Below are 20,227 nucleotides of genomic sequence, written 5' to 3'. Positions count from 1 at the left end.
CCGGTAAACAAATAACTCCCCCCCGTTGTTTAACTAACTATGACTTCTATCATCATCATACTCGTACTTATTGCGCTCAACTTTTACTTCTCCATTGCGGAGATTGGTTTAATTTCTGTCGACAAACCCCTCCTCCAGCAACAGGCGGACAACGGCAATAAAAAAGCCCTCAACGTACTAAACCTCATTAAAGATCCGGATGAATTCCTCAGCGCAGTGCAGGTAGGCATCACGCTGGTAGGCATACTGGAAGGGTTATACGGAGGCGATCTCATGGCTGCGTGGCTGGAACCGGTATTTGTTTCCTGGGGCCTGCATGAAAGCATGGCACACCTCGTAGCGCTGATCGTTGGCGTAGGCAGCATCACCTACCTCACCATCGTTATTGGTGAGCTCATCCCCAAAACCCTCGCCCTGCTGAACCCTGAAAAAGTATCTTACCTGATCACTCCATCCATGATCATCTTTTCAAAAATTACCTATCCCTTTATTAAACTCCTTACCGCCAGCACCAAGTTCATTCTCGGTCTCTTTTCCGTAAACACCATCCGCGAAGAAAAATTAACGGAAAACGACCTGCGAAGCATGCTCACTGCCGCATACAAACAGGGACTGATAGATAAAGGGGAATTCACCCTGCACAAAAACCTGTTCTCCGCATACGACCTCACAGCGGAAAACATCATGACACCGGCCAGCATGATCACCTACATCAATAATCAAATGAACAGGGAGGTAATAACGGACACGATTAAACGCAGTATACACCGCACCTTCCCCGTAGTCAGCGATAAAAAGGAAGTGCTGGGCGCATTAGGGGCGAAGGAATTCCTGCTGTATCCCGATAAGCCGCTGGAAGCACTGCTCTCCTCCGTTTCTTTCCTGTCGGTAAACCAGGCCGTATACGATATCTTCCAGCAGCTGCGCCGCGAAAACACGAATGTGGGCGTAGTGATCAACGAGTACGGCGCCTGCGAAGGAATAATCTCGTATCATGATATCGTTTCAGGCTTACTCGGCGGCAGCCTGCCGGGATTCAACGCCACAGAGCGCTACCTCGTACAGCAGGACGACAAAAGCTGGCTTACCTACGGCTATACACGTTTAAACTATATCCGCGAAACACTGAACTTTGAATGGCTGCGGGAATATGAAAAAGAAGATATTACCATCGCCGGCCTGCTCATCGATAAACTAAAACATATCCCCGCTCCGGGCGAAAAAGTAATGCTCAACCAGGTGACCTTCGAAATAAAAAAAATGGATCACCACCGCATCGATGAAGTGATCATCCGTACGCAAACGCTTGCGCAATAATGCTTTTACTATAGTTTATCTACCATAACATGTCTATCTTGACACAAACAATCTGATGGTATGGTAAGAAAAACATGCCTGCTTGGACTACTGGTCTTGCAGGGCCTTATTTCCACTGCGCAAACACGAAAGCCAAATATTATTTTTATTTATGCAGATGACCTTGGTTATGCAGAAACAGGCCCTTACGGGCAACAGAAAATAAAAACACCACACCTCGACCGCCTCTCCGCAGAAGGCATCCACTTTAACCAGTTTTATACCAGCACACCCGTGTGCGCGCCTGCACGCTGTATGCTGCTTACCGGCCGCCATGGCGGGCACTCGTATATCCGCGGGAATTATGAAATGGGCGGCTTCGCCGATTCACTGGAAGGCGGACAAATGCCGCTGCCGGAAGGTACCGTTACCATCGGTACCATGCTTCAGAAAGCCGGCTACACTACCGGCGCTGTTGGTAAATGGGGACTGGGCATGCAATACAGCACCGGCGATCCTAACCGCCAGGGATTCGATTACTTCTATGGGTACCTCGACCAGAAACAATCCCACAGCTTCTATCCTACTCACCTCTGGGAAAACGGCAAAGCCGACAGTCTCAGGAATACTTTCATTGATGTGCACAAGTCACTGTCGCCCGCCACTGCTACCGATGCCGATTTTGAATATTATAAAGGGAAAGATTATGCCATAGATGAAATGACAAAAAAGGCCACGCAGTTTATCAGGAAAAATCAACAGCGTCCCTTCTTTCTCTATCTCCCCTACACGATACCACATGTGTCATTACAGGTGCCCGACAGCGCCCTACAGCCATACCTCGGGCAGTTCAATGAAAAGCCCTACTACGGCCAGCAGGGCTACAGCCCGCAGAAATACCCGCTGTCGGCCTACGCGGCCATGATCACTTACCTGGATTCACAGGTGGGCATTATTATGAACTTAATTGCCAGTCTTGGGTTGGACGATAATACCATCATCATGTTTTCCAGCGATAATGGCACCACTTTTAACGGCGGCGTGGACGCAGCCTTCTTTAATAGCACCGGGGGGCTGAAAGGGCTTAAAATGGACCTTTACGAAGGTGGTATCCGCGAACCTTTCATAGCCCGCTGGCCAGGGAAAATACCGGCAGGGAAAACATCGGAGCTGCCGGCCGTTCAGTACGACCTGATGGCCACCTTAGCCGCCATTGCCCGCATTCCCGCCCCACCAAACGATGGCATTTCACTGCTGCCGGAAATGACGGGCAAACATGCCCAACAAGCAGAAAGAAAATATCTCTATTTTGAATATCCCGAAAAAGGCGGCGCCATCGCTATCCGCATGGGAAAATGGAAAGCCATTAAAAACGGCCTGAAGAAAAATCCCGCCGCACCCTGGGAACTGTACGACCTCAGTACCGATAAAGCAGAAGCGCACGATGTGGCGGCAGCACATACTGCCATGCTGCCGGTATTCAACGACATCGTAAAAAAAGAACACCGAAACGCACATATCAATGAATGGGAATTCATCAACCCAAAAACAAACAAAACGAAATAAAAAACACCACCGGTATGTTCAACTTGGTTGAACATACCGGCGATTCACTACTTGTTTTCCCACTTAAACCACTTCACCCCCAACACCACAAATACAATAGTATAAGCTGCAGACGCCAGTAATGCCCAGGTGGTATCTATACTCCAGCTGGCAGGATCAAGGCTCGCCGCCAGTACTTTCCTTACCACACCATACGGCGACCAGATCACCAGTAATGCTATCTTCTTACCCAGCACGCCAAACTCGCCGAACATGCCGATCATAATAAATATAAAGTAAACAAGACGGGTAGTAGAGTTAACCGTATCGGGATTTTTGATGAGTCCCACAATGGCCTGCCCCATCCCCAGGTACACTAAACCTCCTACCATCGCCATCAGCAAACCGGCGATGTAACCCACCGGCGAAACATAAATATGATCCACAAAATAACCCACCACAAAAACAAGGATCGTCATCAGCAAAATCATCGCTATTTGTACAATCAGGCGGCTCATCATAATCGTCCATGCCGATACAGGGCCTACTCTCAAACGCTGAAACACGCCCCTGTCGCGGTCGCGGGCAATGCTATTGGAATACCCCATTAACCCGATACTGGTCAGCCCGATCGTAATACAGGACGACAGCACAAACACACCGCCCAGTTTATCCACCAGCCCCTTCCAGGACACTAAAATAACGAGCGACACCAGCAACACCAGTCCGAACGACCGGCGGTTGCGCCACAGCGTTGTAAAATCGGCCCGCAACAAAGCAGTCATTACCGTCCTATTTTTTGGTACACTTGTTTCCATCCGTAGTAATTTGATCAGGAACGGACAGCCGTTCCGGTTAAACCAATAAACACATCTTCCAAAGTAACTTTCCCCTTCCTCACTACGCCCAGCACTGCCGGATCATCCCGGTGCTGCGCGATCAGCGCCTCCGGCGTATCTATGGCGATAATGCGGCCATGGTCAATGATCGCAATACGGTCGCATACCGCTTCCGCTTCTTCCATGGAATGGGTGGTGAGTAATACCGCATGACCGTTGTCACGGAAGTACTCCATCCTTTCCCATAACTGGCGCCGCGACTGCGGATCCAGCCCCGTAGTGGGTTCATCCAGCAATACCAGCTGCGGGTTATGAATAGTGGAAATGACCAGCGATACGCGTTGCTGCTGTCCGCCCGAAAGCTGCGATATCTTCTTTCCTGCTGAGGTTTCAAGATTGATCTCCGCCAGCTTTTGCTTCACGGCATCATCCTTTAAGTTTACCCCGTAAATACTGGCAAACAACCGGATGATTTCAGAGATGGTCAGCTCGGGCTGAAAACTGGTAGCCTGTAATTGTACGCCCATATTGGCACGGGCATGCAGTGGCTTCTCCCTGATATCAAAACCTGCTACGGTAACGCTGCCGGAAGCAGGATGCAGCAGGCCCTCAATAGCGCTGAGCGTACTGGTTTTGCCGGCGCCATTGGGGCCCAGCAAACCGAAAATTTCACCGGCATGCACCTCAAAGGAAACATCCTTCACTGCCTGGAAAGCGCCATACTGCACGTTCAGCTGGTTCACAGCCAAAACGGGAGCAGCGGCCTGTTGTTGATTGATCATCTGATCACATTTAGTTTAAACGTACAGCCGAAAATACAACAACCAGATTGATCACCGCGGCTAAACCGGTGAATGCCACCGGAAAGGCGGTAAACAGTGGAGATAAAACGGTGAAAGCCAATTGTCCGGAATTGAAATCAGTTGTTCAGAACCGGACAATAAAGCATGATTAAAAACATTGAATCTGAGTACCTTACATTTCTGACCTGCTTTTTGCAGTGGCATAACCACTATGATAAACAGCTACCTGAAAACAGCCTTTCGCAGCATCACCCGGAAGAAAACTTTCACCATCCTGAATATAGCAGGCCTGTCTGCCGGCATCGCCGCTGCATTGATCATTTTCCTGGTCATCAGTTATGAACGCAGCTTCGACACCTATCATACCAACACCAACAGGATTTATCGTGTTACCACCGACGTGATGAACCGCAGTAACGGAGAAGTGATAGAGCAACTGAGTACGGTGAACTGGGAGCTCCCGGAAAAAATAAAAACCGATTTTTCCGGCGTGGAAAAAGCCGGGCTCATTTCTTTCCAGGGGGGAGCGCAGATGTACGTTCCTGCCCCCGGCACCACTGATGAAAAGCGTTTCAAACAAAATGGCATCTTCTATACCTCTCCTGGTTTCTACAGCATCTTTGATTATTCCTGGCTGGCCGGTAACGCGGATGGCTTATCAGCCCCGAATACAGCGGTCATTTCAGAAAAAGTGGCAAGGGCCTATTTCGGGGACATCCATGCCGCCATCGGGCGCACTATCCAGATGTGGTCCTTCAGGGTGCCATTGCAGGTAACCGGCGTATTCAAAGACCTTCCTGCAAATACAGATCTCCCCGTACAAGTGGGTGTATCTTACAGCACCCTGAAAAAACTGGTGCCGGAAGATTTTACTGCGGGTGCACAATGGGACGCTGTACCCGGTGGCTATGGGCAATGTTTTGTGCTGCTGAAAAAACCGGATAATGCCGCGGCCATCACAGCGGGCCTGCCCGCCTTTGCCAAACGGTATTACAAGCCTCATAATACGCGGTTGCCCCAGCTAAAATTGCAGCCGCTGACTGCCATGCACCTGGATAAGCGCTATCCCAATTTCACCAATGCAACGCTGAGTACCAGGGAATTGTGGGCGCTTACGCTCATCGGCATTTTCCTCCTGATAGTAGCCTGTATCAACTTTATTAACCTGGCCACTGCCTTGTCTGTAAACAGGGCGAAGGAAATAGGCGTGAGAAAGGTACTTGGCAGTAACCGCCTGCAGCTGTTTTCACAATTCCTGTCGGAAACAGGTGTCATTACGTTGCTTTCCATCGCTGTAGCCATCGTTATTACCATCGTGGCACTGCCTTATGCGGGCAACCTGATCGACCGGCAGCTGCCATTGTCGTTACTTGCAACGCCACGTGTATGGGCCGCCATCCTGGCCTGCGGCATTGTGGTAACACTTTTATCTGGTTTCTACCCGGGCATGATCGTTTCCGGTTTTAACCCGGTAACAGCGCTTAAAAGCAAAATCAGTATTAAATCAACCGGGGGCGTGTCGCTTCGCCGCGGCCTGGTCGTATTCCAGTTTGTAGTTGCCCAGCTGCTGGTCATAGGAACACTGGTGGTACTGAAGCAAATGGATTATGTAAGACACCAGTCGATGGGCTTTAACAAAGATGCTGTTGTAATGATCAACCTGCCCAGCGACAGTACTTTAAAATTAAAATACAATTATCTGAAAGCCAGTCTGGCTGCACTGCCGGGCGTTACAAATGTTAGCTTCTGTGCAGATGCTCCCACCACTTACTGGATATTTATGCAGAATTTCCACTTTGATACTAATCCCGAAGGACAACCCTTTAAAATAGGCGCCAAAGCAGCAGACGCCGACTTCTACAAGACCTTCGACATCAAACTGAAAGCAGGCCGGCTTCCCTACCCCAGCGATACGCTGCATGAAATTACTGTGAACGAAACCACCGTAAAAAAACTGGGTTTATCCTCTCCCGAAAATATTCTCGGGAAGACGATCACCATTGATCATAAAAGTTATCCCGTGGTAGGTGTGGTGAACGACTTCAACAGCAAATCCCTGCATGAAGCCATTGTGCCCATGTTCATTGGCTCCCAGGCAGCAGCTTATGAATATGTAGCTGTGCGGATGGATCCCGGAAAGGTAAGCGCCACGCTGAAATCGGTGCAGCAAACCTTTACCGGCATCTACCCTACTTACCTGTATGACCTTTTCTTTTTAGATGAGCGGATCAGGGATTTTTATGCGGCAGATGTTATTACGTCAAAGCTGTTCCAGTTATTTGCAGGCATTGCGATATTTATTTCCTGCCTGGGTTTATACGGACTGGTTTCTTTCATGGTCACCAACCGTACAAGGGAAGTGGGCATCCGTAAAGTGCTGGGCGCATCGGTTAACAATATCCTCTTCCTTTTCTCTAAAGAATTTATGCTGCTGATAGGTATCGCCTTTGTAATTGCTGCACCGCTGGGATATTTCTTTATGCAAGGCTGGCTATCCGGGTTCTATTATCATACCGCCATTGGCGTGGGCGTATTTGCGGCCGCCATTATACTGTCGCTGATGATGGCATGGATCACCGTAGGTTACAAAGCGCTGAAAGCGGCCCTGTCTAATCCCGTAAAAAACCTGCGGGAAAACTAAGCCCTACAAAGAAACCAGTTGCCTGCGCAAAGCTTCCAATACCATACCGGTACGGCTTTGCACGTTCAACTTATTAAACAGGATTTCGCGGTAACCATCCACGGTTCTTTCTGTAACGTTCATTTTAACGGCAATAGCTTTATAGGTAAGATCACTGCACGCCAGGTGAAGGAACTCCCGTTCCCGCTCTGTAAGCGTTTGCTTTTGTTCGGACTGCAACAGCAACCGGCGGTAGTTAACATTGGAAGCATCGTTGTTATACTGACCAGTGGTATAAATTTCCGTTAGTGCTTTTTCCAGTTCTGTGGGATGGATATCTTTCAGGAGATAGGCACAGCAACCAGCCTTCAGCATTTCTATGATCGTGGCGTCATTGTCTTTCATCGACAACGCTACTACTTTTACCGTGGGATACAATTTCAGCACCGCCTCGGTAGCCCTGGCGCCATCCATCACCGGCATATTTACATCCAGCAGCAGGATATCCGGCAGTACAGGCAGTTGCGCCAGCTTATCCAGCATCTCCCGGCCATTCATGGCTTCCGCTACAATATGAAAGCCGGTGAAACCACTCACCAGTAAACTAAGTGATTTCAGGAACAGCTGGTGGTCATCTGCAATACCTATGTTGATCTTCATAAACAAAAATTATTCAAGGGGTAATGTTATCAATACGGCGGTACCGCCGGCGGTGGTTACCTCCCAGCGGATTTCGCCTCCAAGTAAACTGGTGCGGTGCTGCATATTCCGGATGCCCATCCCGATAGACGACATCCCTGCTTTATCAAAGCCGGAACCATCATCTGCGATAATGAGGATCAATTGCTGGCCCGCGGTTCTGATACTGATATCAATTACCTGCGGACGGGCATGTTTTATACAGTTCTGGATCGCTTCCTGGATGATCCTGAACAGGATGATCTGGGGTTCTGCCTGTAATGGCAGCACCGTTAGTTCATGGGTAAACTTTATGGTGATAGCCCTGCTGGAATTGATCCTGTCCACTTCTGCTTTCAGGTTTTCTATCAGGCTGAACTGGTCGAGCCACTGACGGCTAAAGGATTTGGAAAGCGCCCGCAGATGCTGAATGGCGGTACTCAGGGTATCTTCCGCAATTTGCAGGGTATCCGGGATTTCCTTCATGCTCCGTTGGGTTACATTGATCAGGAGCTTGGTACTGCTCAGCAGCTGGCCGATATCGTCATGCAGTTCCTGCCCGAGGTGGGCAAAGGCTTCTTCCTGCATTTCAATCTGGGACCACATTAATTGTTTGTCGTAATCTTCTTTCATTAACTTAAGCTGATGTAAATATGCATCCTGCTTCTTCTTATAACTTATTACCGCTGCCACTACCACCAGTCCCATGATGGTAACCAGCAACGAAATAAAAATCACAGCTACAAAGAGATCCTGTTTGACCGGAAGCATACGACGCCTTTTATCAGCATAATATACAACAGGTAATTGGATAATGAGTTCAACACCGCGAAAAAATGCCTGGCCCTGGTAGTATCGTTTTCCAGCAACAGGTTATAAAAGGCATTTACACTCACGGAAGCCGCGAAATAAATAAAGAAAGCAAGGGTTAACCAAAAAACAGGGTGCCGGAATATAGACGCTTCACTATCCGGGGTTATTGAAAAAAAGGATAAAAGGCACCAGCAAATAACCAGGAAGCTTTCTATGGTGATGTTGATACCCGGAAAGGCACGCCACCCGCCCAATACAAAGCTGTAGAAAAGGGACACCATGCAAAACACAAAAATGGAAATACCCATCAGTAAGCGCCAGCGGTAATCCCTGATCCCCGATCGGAGAATAATTGTAATCAGACTATATTCCAGCACCACAAAAAAATGATACACTATAAAAAAACCTAAACCTTCTGTGCCGATCAATTCTACTATTATCTCCGTAACAATAGATACTGCGAGCAATACGCACAGTAACTTTACTTCCCTGTGTTCCAGGTGAAATAAGCTGATAATAAAACAGGCTATCAATAAAGCATAATATGCGTACACCCAACCGTTCATCGGCACAAAAAGTTTTAATCGGGTTAACCAAATATCTGGTCCAGGTCTGCCGTAGCTAACGGTGATCCATGTCCTTTCAGTAATTCAAATAAATGTTTTAACGGCGGGAAAGGAACCGGTGTTCCATTGCCCCTTTCCTCTATTTTCGGATCACCGCCGGCATGCACCATGTTGTTGTCCGTTGCTTTCTGCAACAACTGCGCATAGCCTACCTGGCTTCTGTCGAAAATTAATCCCTCGGCTACCAGGCTCAGCTTCTCGTTAGGCTCGGGGATGGCAAAATGAAAACGTACGTATTCGCAACCTTCCTGACTGAGGATGCGTAAAAGAGAGGCTTTACTGAAATCCACAGAGTAAGATCCCTGGAATAAAGGAATCAGCCCCGGGTTAGCAATCAGAAATTTGTAGAAGTTATTCAGCATACCAAAATATGCCGCAACAGTAATAGGCATTCCATAGGTCACGGCCTGGTCCTCTGTAAAGGGCATCCGGTAGTCCAGCTGTTCGGTGATAGGATTCAGGTAGCCCTGGTCATTACAGCCATAGCCTGCAAGGGACATTTGATCACTCATGTTAGGTCAGTTTAGTGGAAACAAATATTTGACTTTTTGCTCATGACTGATACCGGGAAAATCCCCGGTAATGTAAAATACTGCTTTCCACCTGCAGCGGTCCTTATTTACAACCTCAGCAAACCCAGCTTGTGAAGGGTATTCACCGGCTTATTATCCCAAAACAATTCAAAATCATCCAGCCCTGCCGCTTCATAGCTGTCTTTCACCTCCTGCAGCGTATATGTTTTAGCGTTAGTCACGGCCAGCTGTTGCAGCATTTCCGTGAGCCATGCCCCCTGGGGAGGTTGCACGCTGATATTTACCTTCTCTTTTTTGCCCTGGAAAGTTAAGGAAGACATTTCCCAGGTACTCCCTTTCTTTGACTTGGTAATTATTTCCATCGCCGGCTGTTTGCCCAGGTATACTACTTTAGAAGTAGGTTTAACCGTGCCCGCTTCCTCCTCCATCAGCGCGGTAGTGATGAAATCGGGATGCACCGTGGTTTTCGGCACTTTGAAGTCGAACCATTTGGACAACGGGTAATCCAGGCAGGCGCCGTGCATAAAGTTCAGCAGCGACTTTTTCAATCCATAGCTGAATGTCTCATGGTCCGTACCGGTAGGATCAATATGCAGGATATCATTATTGGCAAAGGGGCCAATCTCTTCTGTTTCTTTTTGTACGCCGAACTTTGCAGGCTCCAGTCCTACCGGGCTGTGAGCCGTCATTGTAAACTGGTGCCAGAAGGCCGATTGCAGTATCCCTGCCTGGAACATCTGCCGTACCATTTCCAGCGCGTCAATGGTTTCCTGCGCTGTTTGCGTAGGGAACCCGTACATCAGGTACGCATGCACCATAATGCCCGCTTCTGTGAAATGCCGGTTTACACGCGCCACCTGGGCCACGGTAATCCCTTTCTGGATCAGCCCCAGCAAACGGTCGGAAGCTACTTCCAATCCGCCGGAAACGGCAATACATCCAGATGCTTTAAGCAACAGGCAGAGATCACGGGTAAAGCTCTTCTCAAAACGGATGTTCGTCCACCAGCTAACAGTGAGCTTGCGCCGGATGATTTCCAGCGCCAGCGCGCGCATCAGCGCGGGAGGTGCGGCTTCATCCACAAAATGAAACCCATTTTGCCCGGTTTGCGCAATGATAGCTTCCATCCGGTCGCATAGCAGCGAAGCGGTAATGGGTTCGTATATCTTTATATAATCAAGAGAAATATCACAGAACGTACATTTACCCCAATAGCAGCCATGCGCCATGGTGAGCTTATTCCAGCGCCCGTCGCTCCAGAGGCTGTGCATCGGGTTTACCACTTCAATAGCGGAAATGTATTTATCCAGCAACAGGTTGCTGTAGTCCGGCGTACCCAGCTGGGCTTGTTTATAATCGTGTGTAGCCTTGCTGTTCACATAAGTTACTTTCTCTTCCGTAAGCAGGAAAGTACGCTTCAGCTCTTCTGCCGTTTTCTTTCCTTCCAGGAACAGCAGCAAATTTTCTATCGGTGCTTCGCCATCGTCGAGCGTAATAAAGTCCACGAATTCAAATACACGGGCGTCTGCCAGCGAGCGCAGCTCGGTGTTAGGAAACCCTCCTCCCATCGCTATTTTTACCGCCGGGTAATGTTGTTTGATCCACTGTCCGCAGCGTAATGCGGCATACAGGTTACCTGGAAAAGGTACAGAAATCGCTACCATCGCGGGTTGTACCTGTTGCATATGCAACGCCAGGAGATCGGTCAGGATACTGTCTATATAAGTATATTCCGCCTGCAAAGCGGCGTATAGTTCATCAAAGCTGTTGGCAGAGCGGCTCAGGCGTTCGGCATAGCGACTGAAACCAAAATGCGGATCCACACATTCCATGATCAGATCCGAGAGATCTTCCAGGTACATAGTGGCCAGGTGTTTCGCTTTATCCTGTGTACCCATAGAGCCGAAAGCCCAGTTAAGGTCATCCAGCTGCGCAAACCGCGACGCTTCCGGCAGGTAATCCCGCTTACAGATAAGATGTGCCAGCGTAGGATTCTTTCCCTGTAAAAATAAAATAACGGCGTCGATGGTCTGTATATAATCGTCCTGCAGCACCAGCATCCGCGCAATATTCTCTGAGGCCGCCACCGGCGGGGCTGCAGCAATATGCGCAAACAACTGCTCCAAACCCTGTTTTGAAAATAAACGGAGCGTTACCTCAATACCCAGATCCGACTGGAAGGAAGTAATATTCTTTGTATTCAGAAACCCTTTCAGATAAGCAGTGGCCGGGTAAGGCGTGTTCAGCTGGGTAAATGGTGGTGTTATTAAAAAAACAGTATTCCTCAAGTCCGGTTATTTAAACCGCAAATCTAGCTCTTTTTGCGCGGACTTTGTCTTTCTCAGGATTACGCTGATTTTACTGATTAATTTGATTTTACTTTTAGGATTTATAAAGGATTTTGGGAGATAAAAGCGGATATTTTCGTTTATGTCTTTTGGATTTTTTAAATTAAAAGGATCAGATCAATGAAGCCAATTTATATCTTCTAAAATCCTTTATAAAATCCCAAAAAACAAAATCCTTATAATCAGTAAAATCAGCGTAATCCTGAGAAAGACAAAACTCGCTTCAATCTCCCAAAATCCCTTGTAAAATCCCAAAAAACAAAATCAAATTAATCAGTAAAATCAGCGTAATCCTGAGTCAAGACAAAATCCGCGCTAATAGTCTACAAAATTTATAGACTTTTATTTGGAAATAATAAAAGACCCCTTTATCTTTGTTTCACCACCACTGATAAAGCCACCACTCCATCAGTACTCCACCACCAGTTTTATTTGTAGCATACCTCGTCGCCCCACCAGGACCGGCAACGTCTTGCATTGTTCAACCAATAATATACAAACATGAAAACGCATAAGCACCTATTTCTAACCGGCCTGATGGTGGCAGGATTATTCGGCAACAGCTCGTTCGCTGCCCCTAAAAAACCATTCGTAAAACAAGGCATCTGGAGAGGCGTGTTCACCCTCAGCGAATCACAGGTACCCTTTAACTTTGAACTGAAAGGGAAAGACCCCGAGCACGCCGTTTTCACGCTGATCAACGGTTCCCGCCGCGACGACTTCCACGTGCAGCGCATTGGCAACGACTCTTTATTTATAAAGATGAATACCTATGACGCCGCACTCGTAGCGAAGATTGAATCAGATGGTAAGATCACCGGTGAATACCGCAGCCTGGTGCCTAACTTCCGTGGCAATGCCCTGCCGTTCACCGCGGAACACGGACAAACCTACCGCTTCGCGGAACCTGGTACGGAAGCCGCTCCTACCTACGATATCAGCGGTAAATGGGACCTTAAAATTTACAGTAAGGAACCCACCCCTAACCGCATCGGCTTACTGAAACAAAACGGCAACAAACTCACCGGTGTTGTGATGTCTGTAGTGGGCGACAGCCGCGAACTCGAAGGCACCGTTCATGGCGATGAATTTGAACTGTCCGGCTTCACCGGCCCCAGTCCCATCTACATCAAAGGAAAAGTGAACGATGATAAATCCCTTACCGGGGAAATCAGCTTAGGCATCTACAATAACATCAAATTCGATGGAGAAAAAAATGCCGCCGCCGAATTACCAGACCCTTACAAACTTACTTTCCTGAAAGAAGGTTATAAAAAACTGGACTTCACCCTGCCAGACCTCAATGGCAACAACGTTTCCCTGAGCGACGACAAATACAAAGGAAAAGTAGTGATCGTGGAAATCATCGGTACCTGGTGCCCTAACTGCACCGATCAGACCTCCTTCCTTTCACCGTGGTACAATAAAAACAAAGACCGCGGCGTGGAAGCAATCGCCATCGGCTTTGAACAAAAAGATGACCTGGAGTATGCAAAGTATACCCTGGGGAAATTAAAAGAAAAATACAACATACAATATGATATTCTTTTTGGTGGCATTGCTGATAAGAAAGTGGCATCAGAGAAGCTGCCAGCGCTCAACCGCATGATGGCCTTCCCCACCACTATTATAATAGACCGCAAGGGCGAAGTACGGCAAATACATACCGGCTATACCGGCGAGGTTACAGGTCAGTATTACAAGGACTACGTGGCAAAATGGAACCAGGACCTGGATGCTTTAATCGCTGAAAAGTAATTTTAACATTAATTTCCGGATCTCGTAAACGCTAATCCGCCCGTCACCCTTAAATTGCACCTAATTTAAACACACAACACATATGCAACGATTAGCATCATTATTCTTTATTGGAGGAGCTGTCTTCCTGATGTCTTTCACCACACCTGCTACTGTCAACAAAGGAGAAAAACCAACCAAAGCTGCTGCCGCCAGGAAAGCAACGGTTTTCCAGGTAGACATTAAAGAAAGCAAGTTAAGCTGGACAGGTAAAAAAGTAACCGGGCAACATGAGGGTACCATCAATATTGCCGACGGCAAACTGGAAGTAGAAAGCAATGTACTGAAAGGTGGCAGCTTCTCACTGGATACCCGCAGCATCGCGGTAACCGATATCAAAGATGCCGGCGGCAACGCTAAATTACTGGGTCACCTGAAAAGCGAAGATTTCTTCGCCGTGGAAAAATTCCCGGCAGCCACTTTTGCTACTACCAGCGTCACTTCCAAAGGCGGCGGTAACTACGAAGTAACCGGCAACCTAACCATCAAAGGAATCACCAACCCGGTTACCTTCCCCGCAACGGTAACGGTGGCAGGCAACAAACTCACCGCCAAAGCTGCTATCAAAGTGGATCGTACCAAATACAATATTAAATACGGTTCCAAAAGCTTCTTTGAAGGCATCGGCGACAAAGCCATTTACGACGACTTTGACCTGGATGTAACCCTGGTAGCCGCTGCCAAATAATTCGTTCTTGTTTATACTACCCCATTATATAATTCCTGGGGAGCACGGGCACTCCCGCCCATGCTCCCGGGAATGCCAATAACCATTTCTCTTTTTACAGCCTCCTTACAGCAACACCTTTTTTATTAATCGACCAATTACTTTTTAGCAACGCCCAAGTTGCTGCCAGGCATTTCATGCCATCCATAATTTTTACCACCATGAAGCTGAGAAAAATGATGCTCATTTTACCGGGCATGCTATGCGCCATTGCCATCAGCGCGGGTTTCAACACCACTGATCCGCCTACCAAAGCGCAACTTGGAGAAAAACTATTCTTTGATCCGCTGCTGTCGAAAGACCGTACCATCAGCTGTGCCTCCTGCCATATCCCACAATTTGGATTCGCCGATACCCTCGCTTTCAGCAGGGGCATTCATCATACGCCCACCAAAAGAAATACACCAGGCATCACCAACCTCTCCGGCCGCCCCAACTTCTTCTGGGATGGTCGCGCCGCTTCCCTGGAAGACCAGGCGCTGCAACCTATCATCAACCCGGATGAAATGGGCCTGCCCATCGAAGAAGCCGTACAACGCCTCAACGACAATGAAAGCTACCGCCGCTATTTCCAGGAGCTGTTCAACAGCCCGCCTACCAGCAAAAACCTCCTGCAGGCCATCGCCGCTTTTGAACGTACCCTGGAAACCGCCAACAGTCCGTACGACCGGTACATCGCCGGCGACAACAACGCACTAACGCCATCGGCTATACGCGGGCGCCTTCTTTTTATTGGTAAAGCCAATTGCAATAATTGTCATTCGGGAGAAGATTTTACGGCAGATCGCTTCAAAAATATCGGTCTTTATAACGGAACTACCCTTACAGATGCCGGCCGCTTTGAAACAACGAAAGACAGCTCCCACCGCGGCTTCTTCAAAGTGCCGGGACTACGTAACGTAGCCGTTACCGCTCCATATATGCATAACGGTATGTTCAAAACACTCAAAGAAGTAATTGCCTATTACAATACCCCCAACAACATTGTACACGACGGCATCAACCGCGATCTGTCGCTCAACAAACCACTTAATCTCAGCAAGGAAGAAATGGAAGATCTCGAAGCCTTTCTCGTAGCACTTACCGACGACCGATTTAAAACAACACATCACTAACCATAAAAATCAACCAGGGCATGAAAAAAATTATACTGCCGGTCATCTCCCCCCTGTTGCTGTTTTCCGCAACACTTACTGCACAGGATAAACACCTCACCGATACCACCAGCCAGCTGGGTGAAGTACAAATTGTAGGCAGCCGCAGCGCCAACCGTACCAAACTGAACTCGCCGGTACCGGTAGATATCATCGATATCAAATCACTCCAGGAAGCAGCACCGCAAACCAGCATCACGCAGCTGCTGCAATATGTGTCGCCCTCCTTCCATTCTGTAAACGGCTCCAACGCCGGCGATGCAGGATCTGCCCTCAGCCTCGCGCAACTGAAAGGCCTGGGCGTGGATCAACTGCTGGTACTGGTAAATGGTAAACGCCGCCATAAAAGCTCCAATGTCAACTGGGGCGGCCTTGGCAACGGCGCCACCGGCTACGACCTCAACTCCATCCCCGCCGGCGCTATCGAACGCATTGAAATACTGCGCGACGGCGCCGCCGCACAATACGGCTCCGATGCCATTGCCGGCGTTATTAATATCGTACTGAAAAAACAAACGGCCGATGTAATCGTAAGCACCACCGGCAGCATCCGCCGCCGCGGCGATGGGGCCAGCACCCGCACCAATATCAACTACGGCATCAAAATAGGCGATCGTGGTGGCTACCTCAATGCCACCGCCGAATTTGCCACACAAGCCGTGTCCCTCCAACCCGGCCGCGACGATGCCGGATTGTACAACGGTCCCATTTATGGCGGCGGCGCCAATACCCGCGGATACGATAATATTTATACCAAAGAAATAGACGATGCCATTCTCGCCAGCCGGGGCATCGACCGCCACTTCTTCGACCAGCGCGGCGGAGGTTCCAACAAAGCAAAAGACGCACTGCTGTTTTTTAATACGGCCATTCCCGTTGGTGACCATGCAGAAGTGTACGCATTTGGCGGTATCAGTCACCGCAACTCCCAATTCACCGCAGTATACCGTCTACCCGGCTGGACGGAACGCAACAACACCGGTCTTTACCCAGACGGCTTCTTACCCGCCATGGACAACAGTATCTCCGATAAATCCATCGCCATCGGGCTGAAAGCCAAAGCAGGTGAATGGAACCTCGATATCTCCAATGTATTTGGCAAAAATGACTTCGGCAACGTGATCAGCAATTCACTCAACGCCAGCCTGGGGCTGAAAAGCCCAACCACCTTCGATGCCGGTAAATACAACGCCTCGCAGAACACCGCCAGCCTGGATATCAGCCGGTACTTCCCTTCGGTACTGCATGGCCTCAATGTTGCATTCGGCGCACAATACCGCACCGAAACCTACCAGATCATCGCCGGGGAAGAAGCCTCCTACAGTAAAGCCGACCTTCGACCCATTTACTCGGTAGATACCTCTGTTAACGGCATCCCTTACCTCACCGACGGCGGCCTTCTCGCGCTTAACGGCCTTTCGCCCGGATCACAGATCCACGCAGGATTCCGCCCATCGAATGAAGTGAATGTAAGTCGCGCTATCGTAGCCGGCTATGCAGATGTGGAGCTCAACGTCACCGAAAAATGGCTGGTGTCCGCCGCCGTCCGCGCGGAAAACTTCTCCGACTTTGGCAATGTAACCACCGGTAAAATAGCCACCAGGTACAGCTTTGCGCCCTGGCTCGGCATCCGCGGATCTGCTAATACCGGCTTCCGCGCACCCGACCTCGCACAGTTCTATTATACCGAAACCTCCACCAGCTTCCAGCAGGGCCGCGCCATCGACCAGGTAACCGCCTCCAATAAAAATGCTGCTACCAGGGCGCTCGGCATCCCCTCCCTTACGCCGGAAAAAAGTACAGGATACACCGCCGGCATCACCTCACAACCCGCCAGGAACGTGGAACTAAGCGTAGACGCCTATCTCGTGGATATTAAAAACCGTGTAGGCAATACCGGTAACTTCTCCGCTAACGATCCCAATCTCCCGACAGATGTAAGGGCACTGCTCCTGCAAACAGGTACCACACAGGCAAAGTTTTTTTACAACGCTTTCAGTACCCGCACCAAAGGAATTGAATTCACCGGCAGCTACAAAATTCCCCTGCACAGGAACAGCCTCCAACTGCTGGCCGGCGGCAACTTTGTGAAAAATGAAGTAACGGCTGTAAATACGCCCAAAGGACTGGAACAATACAAATATGTTATCTTCAGTGAATCAGAAAAAGCCAGGGTAACCACCAATATTCCGCAACAGAAAATAACGTTGCAGGCTATACTGAATACGCCCCGCTTCACCTTCCTCGCGCGTACCATTTACTTCGGCTCCGTTACCACCGCTTCCGCGCTCAATGCTAACTTCCCGCGGCCCGATTACTACTTCCAGGAGCTGAAACCCATCTGGGTCACCGATTTCTCAGTAGGATATCATATCAGCAAAGCCATACAGGTAACCGCCGGCGTAAACAATGCCTTCAATGTACTGGGCGATTACTCCGATAAAGTAATAGCAGGATTACGCAATCCATCCGTAGTAGGCATTCAGAACGGCAGCGCAGGCATTCAGCCGTTTGTAAGATTGTACGCCCGTTTCTAATACTTAAAAAATGTACTCATGAAAAATAATCTCCTCTTGCTGGGCAGCTTCACCATACTGGCTTTCAGCGCCTGCAATAAAACAGATTACCTCGACGTAAATGCCGGCGACCGGCCTCCCCTTTCCGCTAATATCCGTTTTGTAAATGCCCGCATTCCCGCTGCCGGAATCCAGTTCTGGACGTTTACACAAAAGGTAACAACGGATGCTGTACTCCCAGGCGCCGCATCTCCCTATGTAGCTACTACTTTCGGAAATGTACAGATCAATTTCACGGAAGGCGGCGGCGCTGCCTATAAAGCTTCCCGGCAGTTTGGCAACAGCGCCGTGTATTCTGCCACCGGCGGACCTAACGGCCCTATTGCCGGATACTACCATACGGTATTTGCCGCCTCCGCAAAGTATAATGCCGCCAAAGATACCCTGCTCCTTTTTTACGACGACCTCTCTGCTCCCACCGCCGGTAAAGCAAAGCTCCGCTTTGTACACCTGGCGCAAGGCGTTGCCGGTGTGAGTGTACGGTTACAACAAAACAATACGGAAACCCCGCTGTTCACCACAATCCCCTACGGCAGCGCCGGCGGCAGCAACCTGCAGGGTGCTGCATACGACAGCGCGCCGTTCACTAACGTAAACGCAGGTACGGTTTCGCTGATCGTTAGCGCTGGTGAAAATGCGGCGCCTGTTACTATTGACCAGCAGGCACTCACTAATATTCACCTGGAAGCCGGGAAAATATATACGGTATTTATCCGGGCCGATACAAAGGGCGTGGTGAGTGCAGGCATACTCTCCACTACAAGTTTGTAGCCTGCAACAAAAAAGCTGTCTCAAAATAAATTTGAGACAGCTTTTTGTTATTGAAGTAAACCAATGCTTAGAAAAAAGTCTTTTGCAGATAACTTTCCAGGGAAGCTGGTTTTCTGCCCAACAAATTTTCCAATTCAGTACCTGGCAGATTGAACTCATTCTTTTTAATTGCTTCTGCAAAGCCCGACATAACACCAACATACTCCGGTGGTACGCCCGCTTTCGCTAAAGCGGCTGTATACGCATCATGCGGAGCGTCAACATAAGCCACCTGTTTATTAGCCAGTTTAGATAGTAATTGTGCAATATCAGCAAAAGAATAAGTAACATCAGATGCAATGGTATATACTTTATCATCGTGTCCTGTTCCGGCAAGCACGTTAGCCGCCGCTTCTGCCATATCCAACCTGGATGCATAAGGCACCCTGCCTTCTCCACCCGGAATGAAAACACCGGTTTCCACTACCTTTTCTCCAAGAAACATGGGTAATACATCTGCATACAGATTGTTGTTCAGCAGCGTATAGGTCAACCCGGATGCTTTAAGGTGGTTAGCGGTAGCGATGTGTGAGCCTACCACCATAGGAATAACGGTGGTAGTTGGAGCATTGGTCGCAACGCTGGTATAAATAACATGTTTCACACCTGCTTCCTTAGCGGCATTGATCACATTGATCTGCTGACCGGCACGATCATTAAAATCACTGGAAGATACCAGTAATATTTTGTCAACGCCCTTAAAAGCCGGTACCAAAGAGGGATAATCGTGATAGTTGGCAACCCTTACGCTAATACCTTTTTCTTTTAATCCACTGGCTTTTGCTTCGTCTCTTACTAATGCCGCAACCTGGTTAGCGGGAACTTTCTTCAGCAGAAAATCGATCACCGCTGCTCCTAAATGGCCGGTGGCGCCTGTTACAAGAATCATTATGTTAAGTTTTAAATTTTTAATAATACCAGTATGTAACTACCTTTACATACTAATCGTATGTTAGTTACCTTTGGTAAGTCAAAGCTATTAAACAATTGATTATCAAACAATAAGGCACTAACAGGTGTGCCAATTACCTCCGGGTAAGTAATACTAAAAATCAATCTGTT

Annotated in this window: 16 protein-coding genes; 8 read left to right on the top strand and 8 right to left on the bottom strand. The window is 48.7% G+C overall.

Features of this window, described 5'->3' with window-relative positions:
- The first annotated feature begins 39 nt into the window (after positions 1 to 39).
- Positions 40 to 1,317 carry a hemolysin family protein gene (locus ACLHR0_RS23180; protein ID WP_436489886.1) on the top strand — a complete coding sequence of 426 codons (1,278 nt, stop codon included), beginning with the start codon at positions 40 to 42 and terminating at the stop codon, positions 1,315 to 1,317.
- A gap of 60 nt (positions 1,318 to 1,377) precedes the next feature.
- Positions 1,378 to 2,862, top strand: coding sequence for an arylsulfatase (locus ACLHR0_RS23175; protein ID WP_436489885.1), 1,485 nt, complete (start codon positions 1,378 to 1,380; stop codon positions 2,860 to 2,862).
- A 47-nt stretch (positions 2,863 to 2,909) separates the two neighbouring features.
- Here ACLHR0_RS23175 and ACLHR0_RS23170 read toward each other — a convergent pair whose 3' ends face one another.
- On the bottom strand, positions 2,910 to 3,626 hold the full coding sequence (locus ACLHR0_RS23170; RefSeq protein ID WP_429047537.1) for an ABC transporter permease: 717 nt from the start codon (positions 3,624 to 3,626) through the stop codon (positions 2,910 to 2,912).
- A gap of 47 nt (positions 3,627 to 3,673) precedes the next feature.
- Positions 3,674 to 4,462 carry an ABC transporter ATP-binding protein gene (locus ACLHR0_RS23165; protein WP_429047536.1) on the bottom strand — a complete coding sequence of 263 codons (789 nt, stop codon included), beginning with the start codon at positions 4,460 to 4,462 and terminating at the stop codon, positions 3,674 to 3,676.
- Positions 4,463 to 4,694: 232 nt separating this feature from the next.
- Between ACLHR0_RS23165 and ACLHR0_RS23160 the strand changes: the two genes are divergently transcribed.
- Positions 4,695 to 7,124 (top strand): ABC transporter permease, encoded by a 2,430-nt coding sequence (locus ACLHR0_RS23160; protein WP_436489882.1) that lies wholly within the window; start codon positions 4,695 to 4,697, stop codon positions 7,122 to 7,124.
- 3 nt (positions 7,125 to 7,127) lie between these two features.
- Here the strand turns inward: ACLHR0_RS23160 and ACLHR0_RS23155 are convergent, their stop codons facing one another.
- From ACLHR0_RS23155 to ACLHR0_RS23135, 5 genes are all read right to left on the bottom strand, one after another.
- Positions 7,128 to 7,763 (bottom strand): response regulator, encoded by a 636-nt coding sequence (locus ACLHR0_RS23155; RefSeq protein ID WP_429047531.1) that lies wholly within the window; start codon positions 7,761 to 7,763, stop codon positions 7,128 to 7,130.
- Positions 7,764 to 7,772: 9 nt separating this feature from the next.
- Entirely contained in the window at positions 7,773 to 8,552 is a 780-nt protein-coding gene (locus ACLHR0_RS23150) for a sensor histidine kinase (protein WP_370910250.1), read from the bottom strand.
- On the bottom strand, positions 8,522 to 9,160 hold the full coding sequence (locus ACLHR0_RS23145; RefSeq protein WP_429047530.1) for a hypothetical protein: 639 nt from the start codon (positions 9,158 to 9,160) through the stop codon (positions 8,522 to 8,524). Before ACLHR0_RS23145 ends, ACLHR0_RS23150 begins: the two co-directional genes overlap by 31 nt.
- Positions 9,161 to 9,183: 23 nt before the next feature.
- Entirely contained in the window at positions 9,184 to 9,732 is a 549-nt protein-coding gene (locus ACLHR0_RS23140; protein ID WP_429047528.1) for a hypothetical protein, read from the bottom strand.
- Between the two features lie 107 nt (positions 9,733 to 9,839).
- Positions 9,840 to 12,041 carry a B12-binding domain-containing radical SAM protein gene (locus ACLHR0_RS23135; RefSeq protein ID WP_436489879.1) on the bottom strand — a complete coding sequence of 734 codons (2,202 nt, stop codon included), beginning with the start codon at positions 12,039 to 12,041 and terminating at the stop codon, positions 9,840 to 9,842.
- A gap of 561 nt (positions 12,042 to 12,602) precedes the next feature.
- On the opposite strand from ACLHR0_RS23135, the gene ACLHR0_RS23130 reads away from it, so the two are divergent.
- The 5 genes from ACLHR0_RS23130 to ACLHR0_RS23110 all read left to right on the top strand — a co-directional run bounded on the left by ACLHR0_RS23130 (position 12,603) and on the right by ACLHR0_RS23110 (position 19,126).
- On the top strand, positions 12,603 to 13,859 hold the full coding sequence (locus ACLHR0_RS23130; RefSeq protein WP_079467529.1) for a peroxiredoxin family protein: 1,257 nt from the start codon (positions 12,603 to 12,605) through the stop codon (positions 13,857 to 13,859).
- Between the two features lie 82 nt (positions 13,860 to 13,941).
- A complete protein-coding gene (locus tag ACLHR0_RS23125) occupies positions 13,942 to 14,586 on the top strand; it encodes a YceI family protein (RefSeq protein WP_436489877.1) in 645 nt (214 codons plus the stop codon).
- A 200-nt stretch (positions 14,587 to 14,786) separates the two neighbouring features.
- Positions 14,787 to 15,740 (top strand): cytochrome-c peroxidase, encoded by a 954-nt coding sequence (locus tag ACLHR0_RS23120; RefSeq protein WP_436489875.1) that lies wholly within the window; start codon positions 14,787 to 14,789, stop codon positions 15,738 to 15,740.
- Between the two features lie 20 nt (positions 15,741 to 15,760).
- The gene (locus ACLHR0_RS23115) at positions 15,761 to 18,316 is read left to right on the top strand and encodes a TonB-dependent receptor plug domain-containing protein (RefSeq protein ID WP_436489873.1); all 2,556 of its coding nucleotides are present in this window, start codon (positions 15,761 to 15,763) and stop codon (positions 18,314 to 18,316) included.
- Between the two features lie 18 nt (positions 18,317 to 18,334).
- Positions 18,335 to 19,126 (top strand): DUF4397 domain-containing protein, encoded by a 792-nt coding sequence (locus ACLHR0_RS23110; RefSeq protein ID WP_436489871.1) that lies wholly within the window; start codon positions 18,335 to 18,337, stop codon positions 19,124 to 19,126.
- 67 nt (positions 19,127 to 19,193) lie between these two features.
- Here the strand turns inward: ACLHR0_RS23110 and ACLHR0_RS23105 are convergent, their stop codons facing one another.
- A complete protein-coding gene (locus tag ACLHR0_RS23105) occupies positions 19,194 to 20,054 on the bottom strand; it encodes an SDR family oxidoreductase (protein WP_436489869.1) in 861 nt (286 codons plus the stop codon).
- Positions 20,055 to 20,227 lie beyond the last annotated feature (173 nt).

Source organism: Chitinophaga sp. ARDCPP14, from assembly GCF_051362515.1.
Classification (GTDB): Bacteria; Bacteroidota; Bacteroidia; order Chitinophagales; family Chitinophagaceae; genus Chitinophaga.
This window is presented reverse-complemented; position numbering and strand designations above follow the sequence as displayed.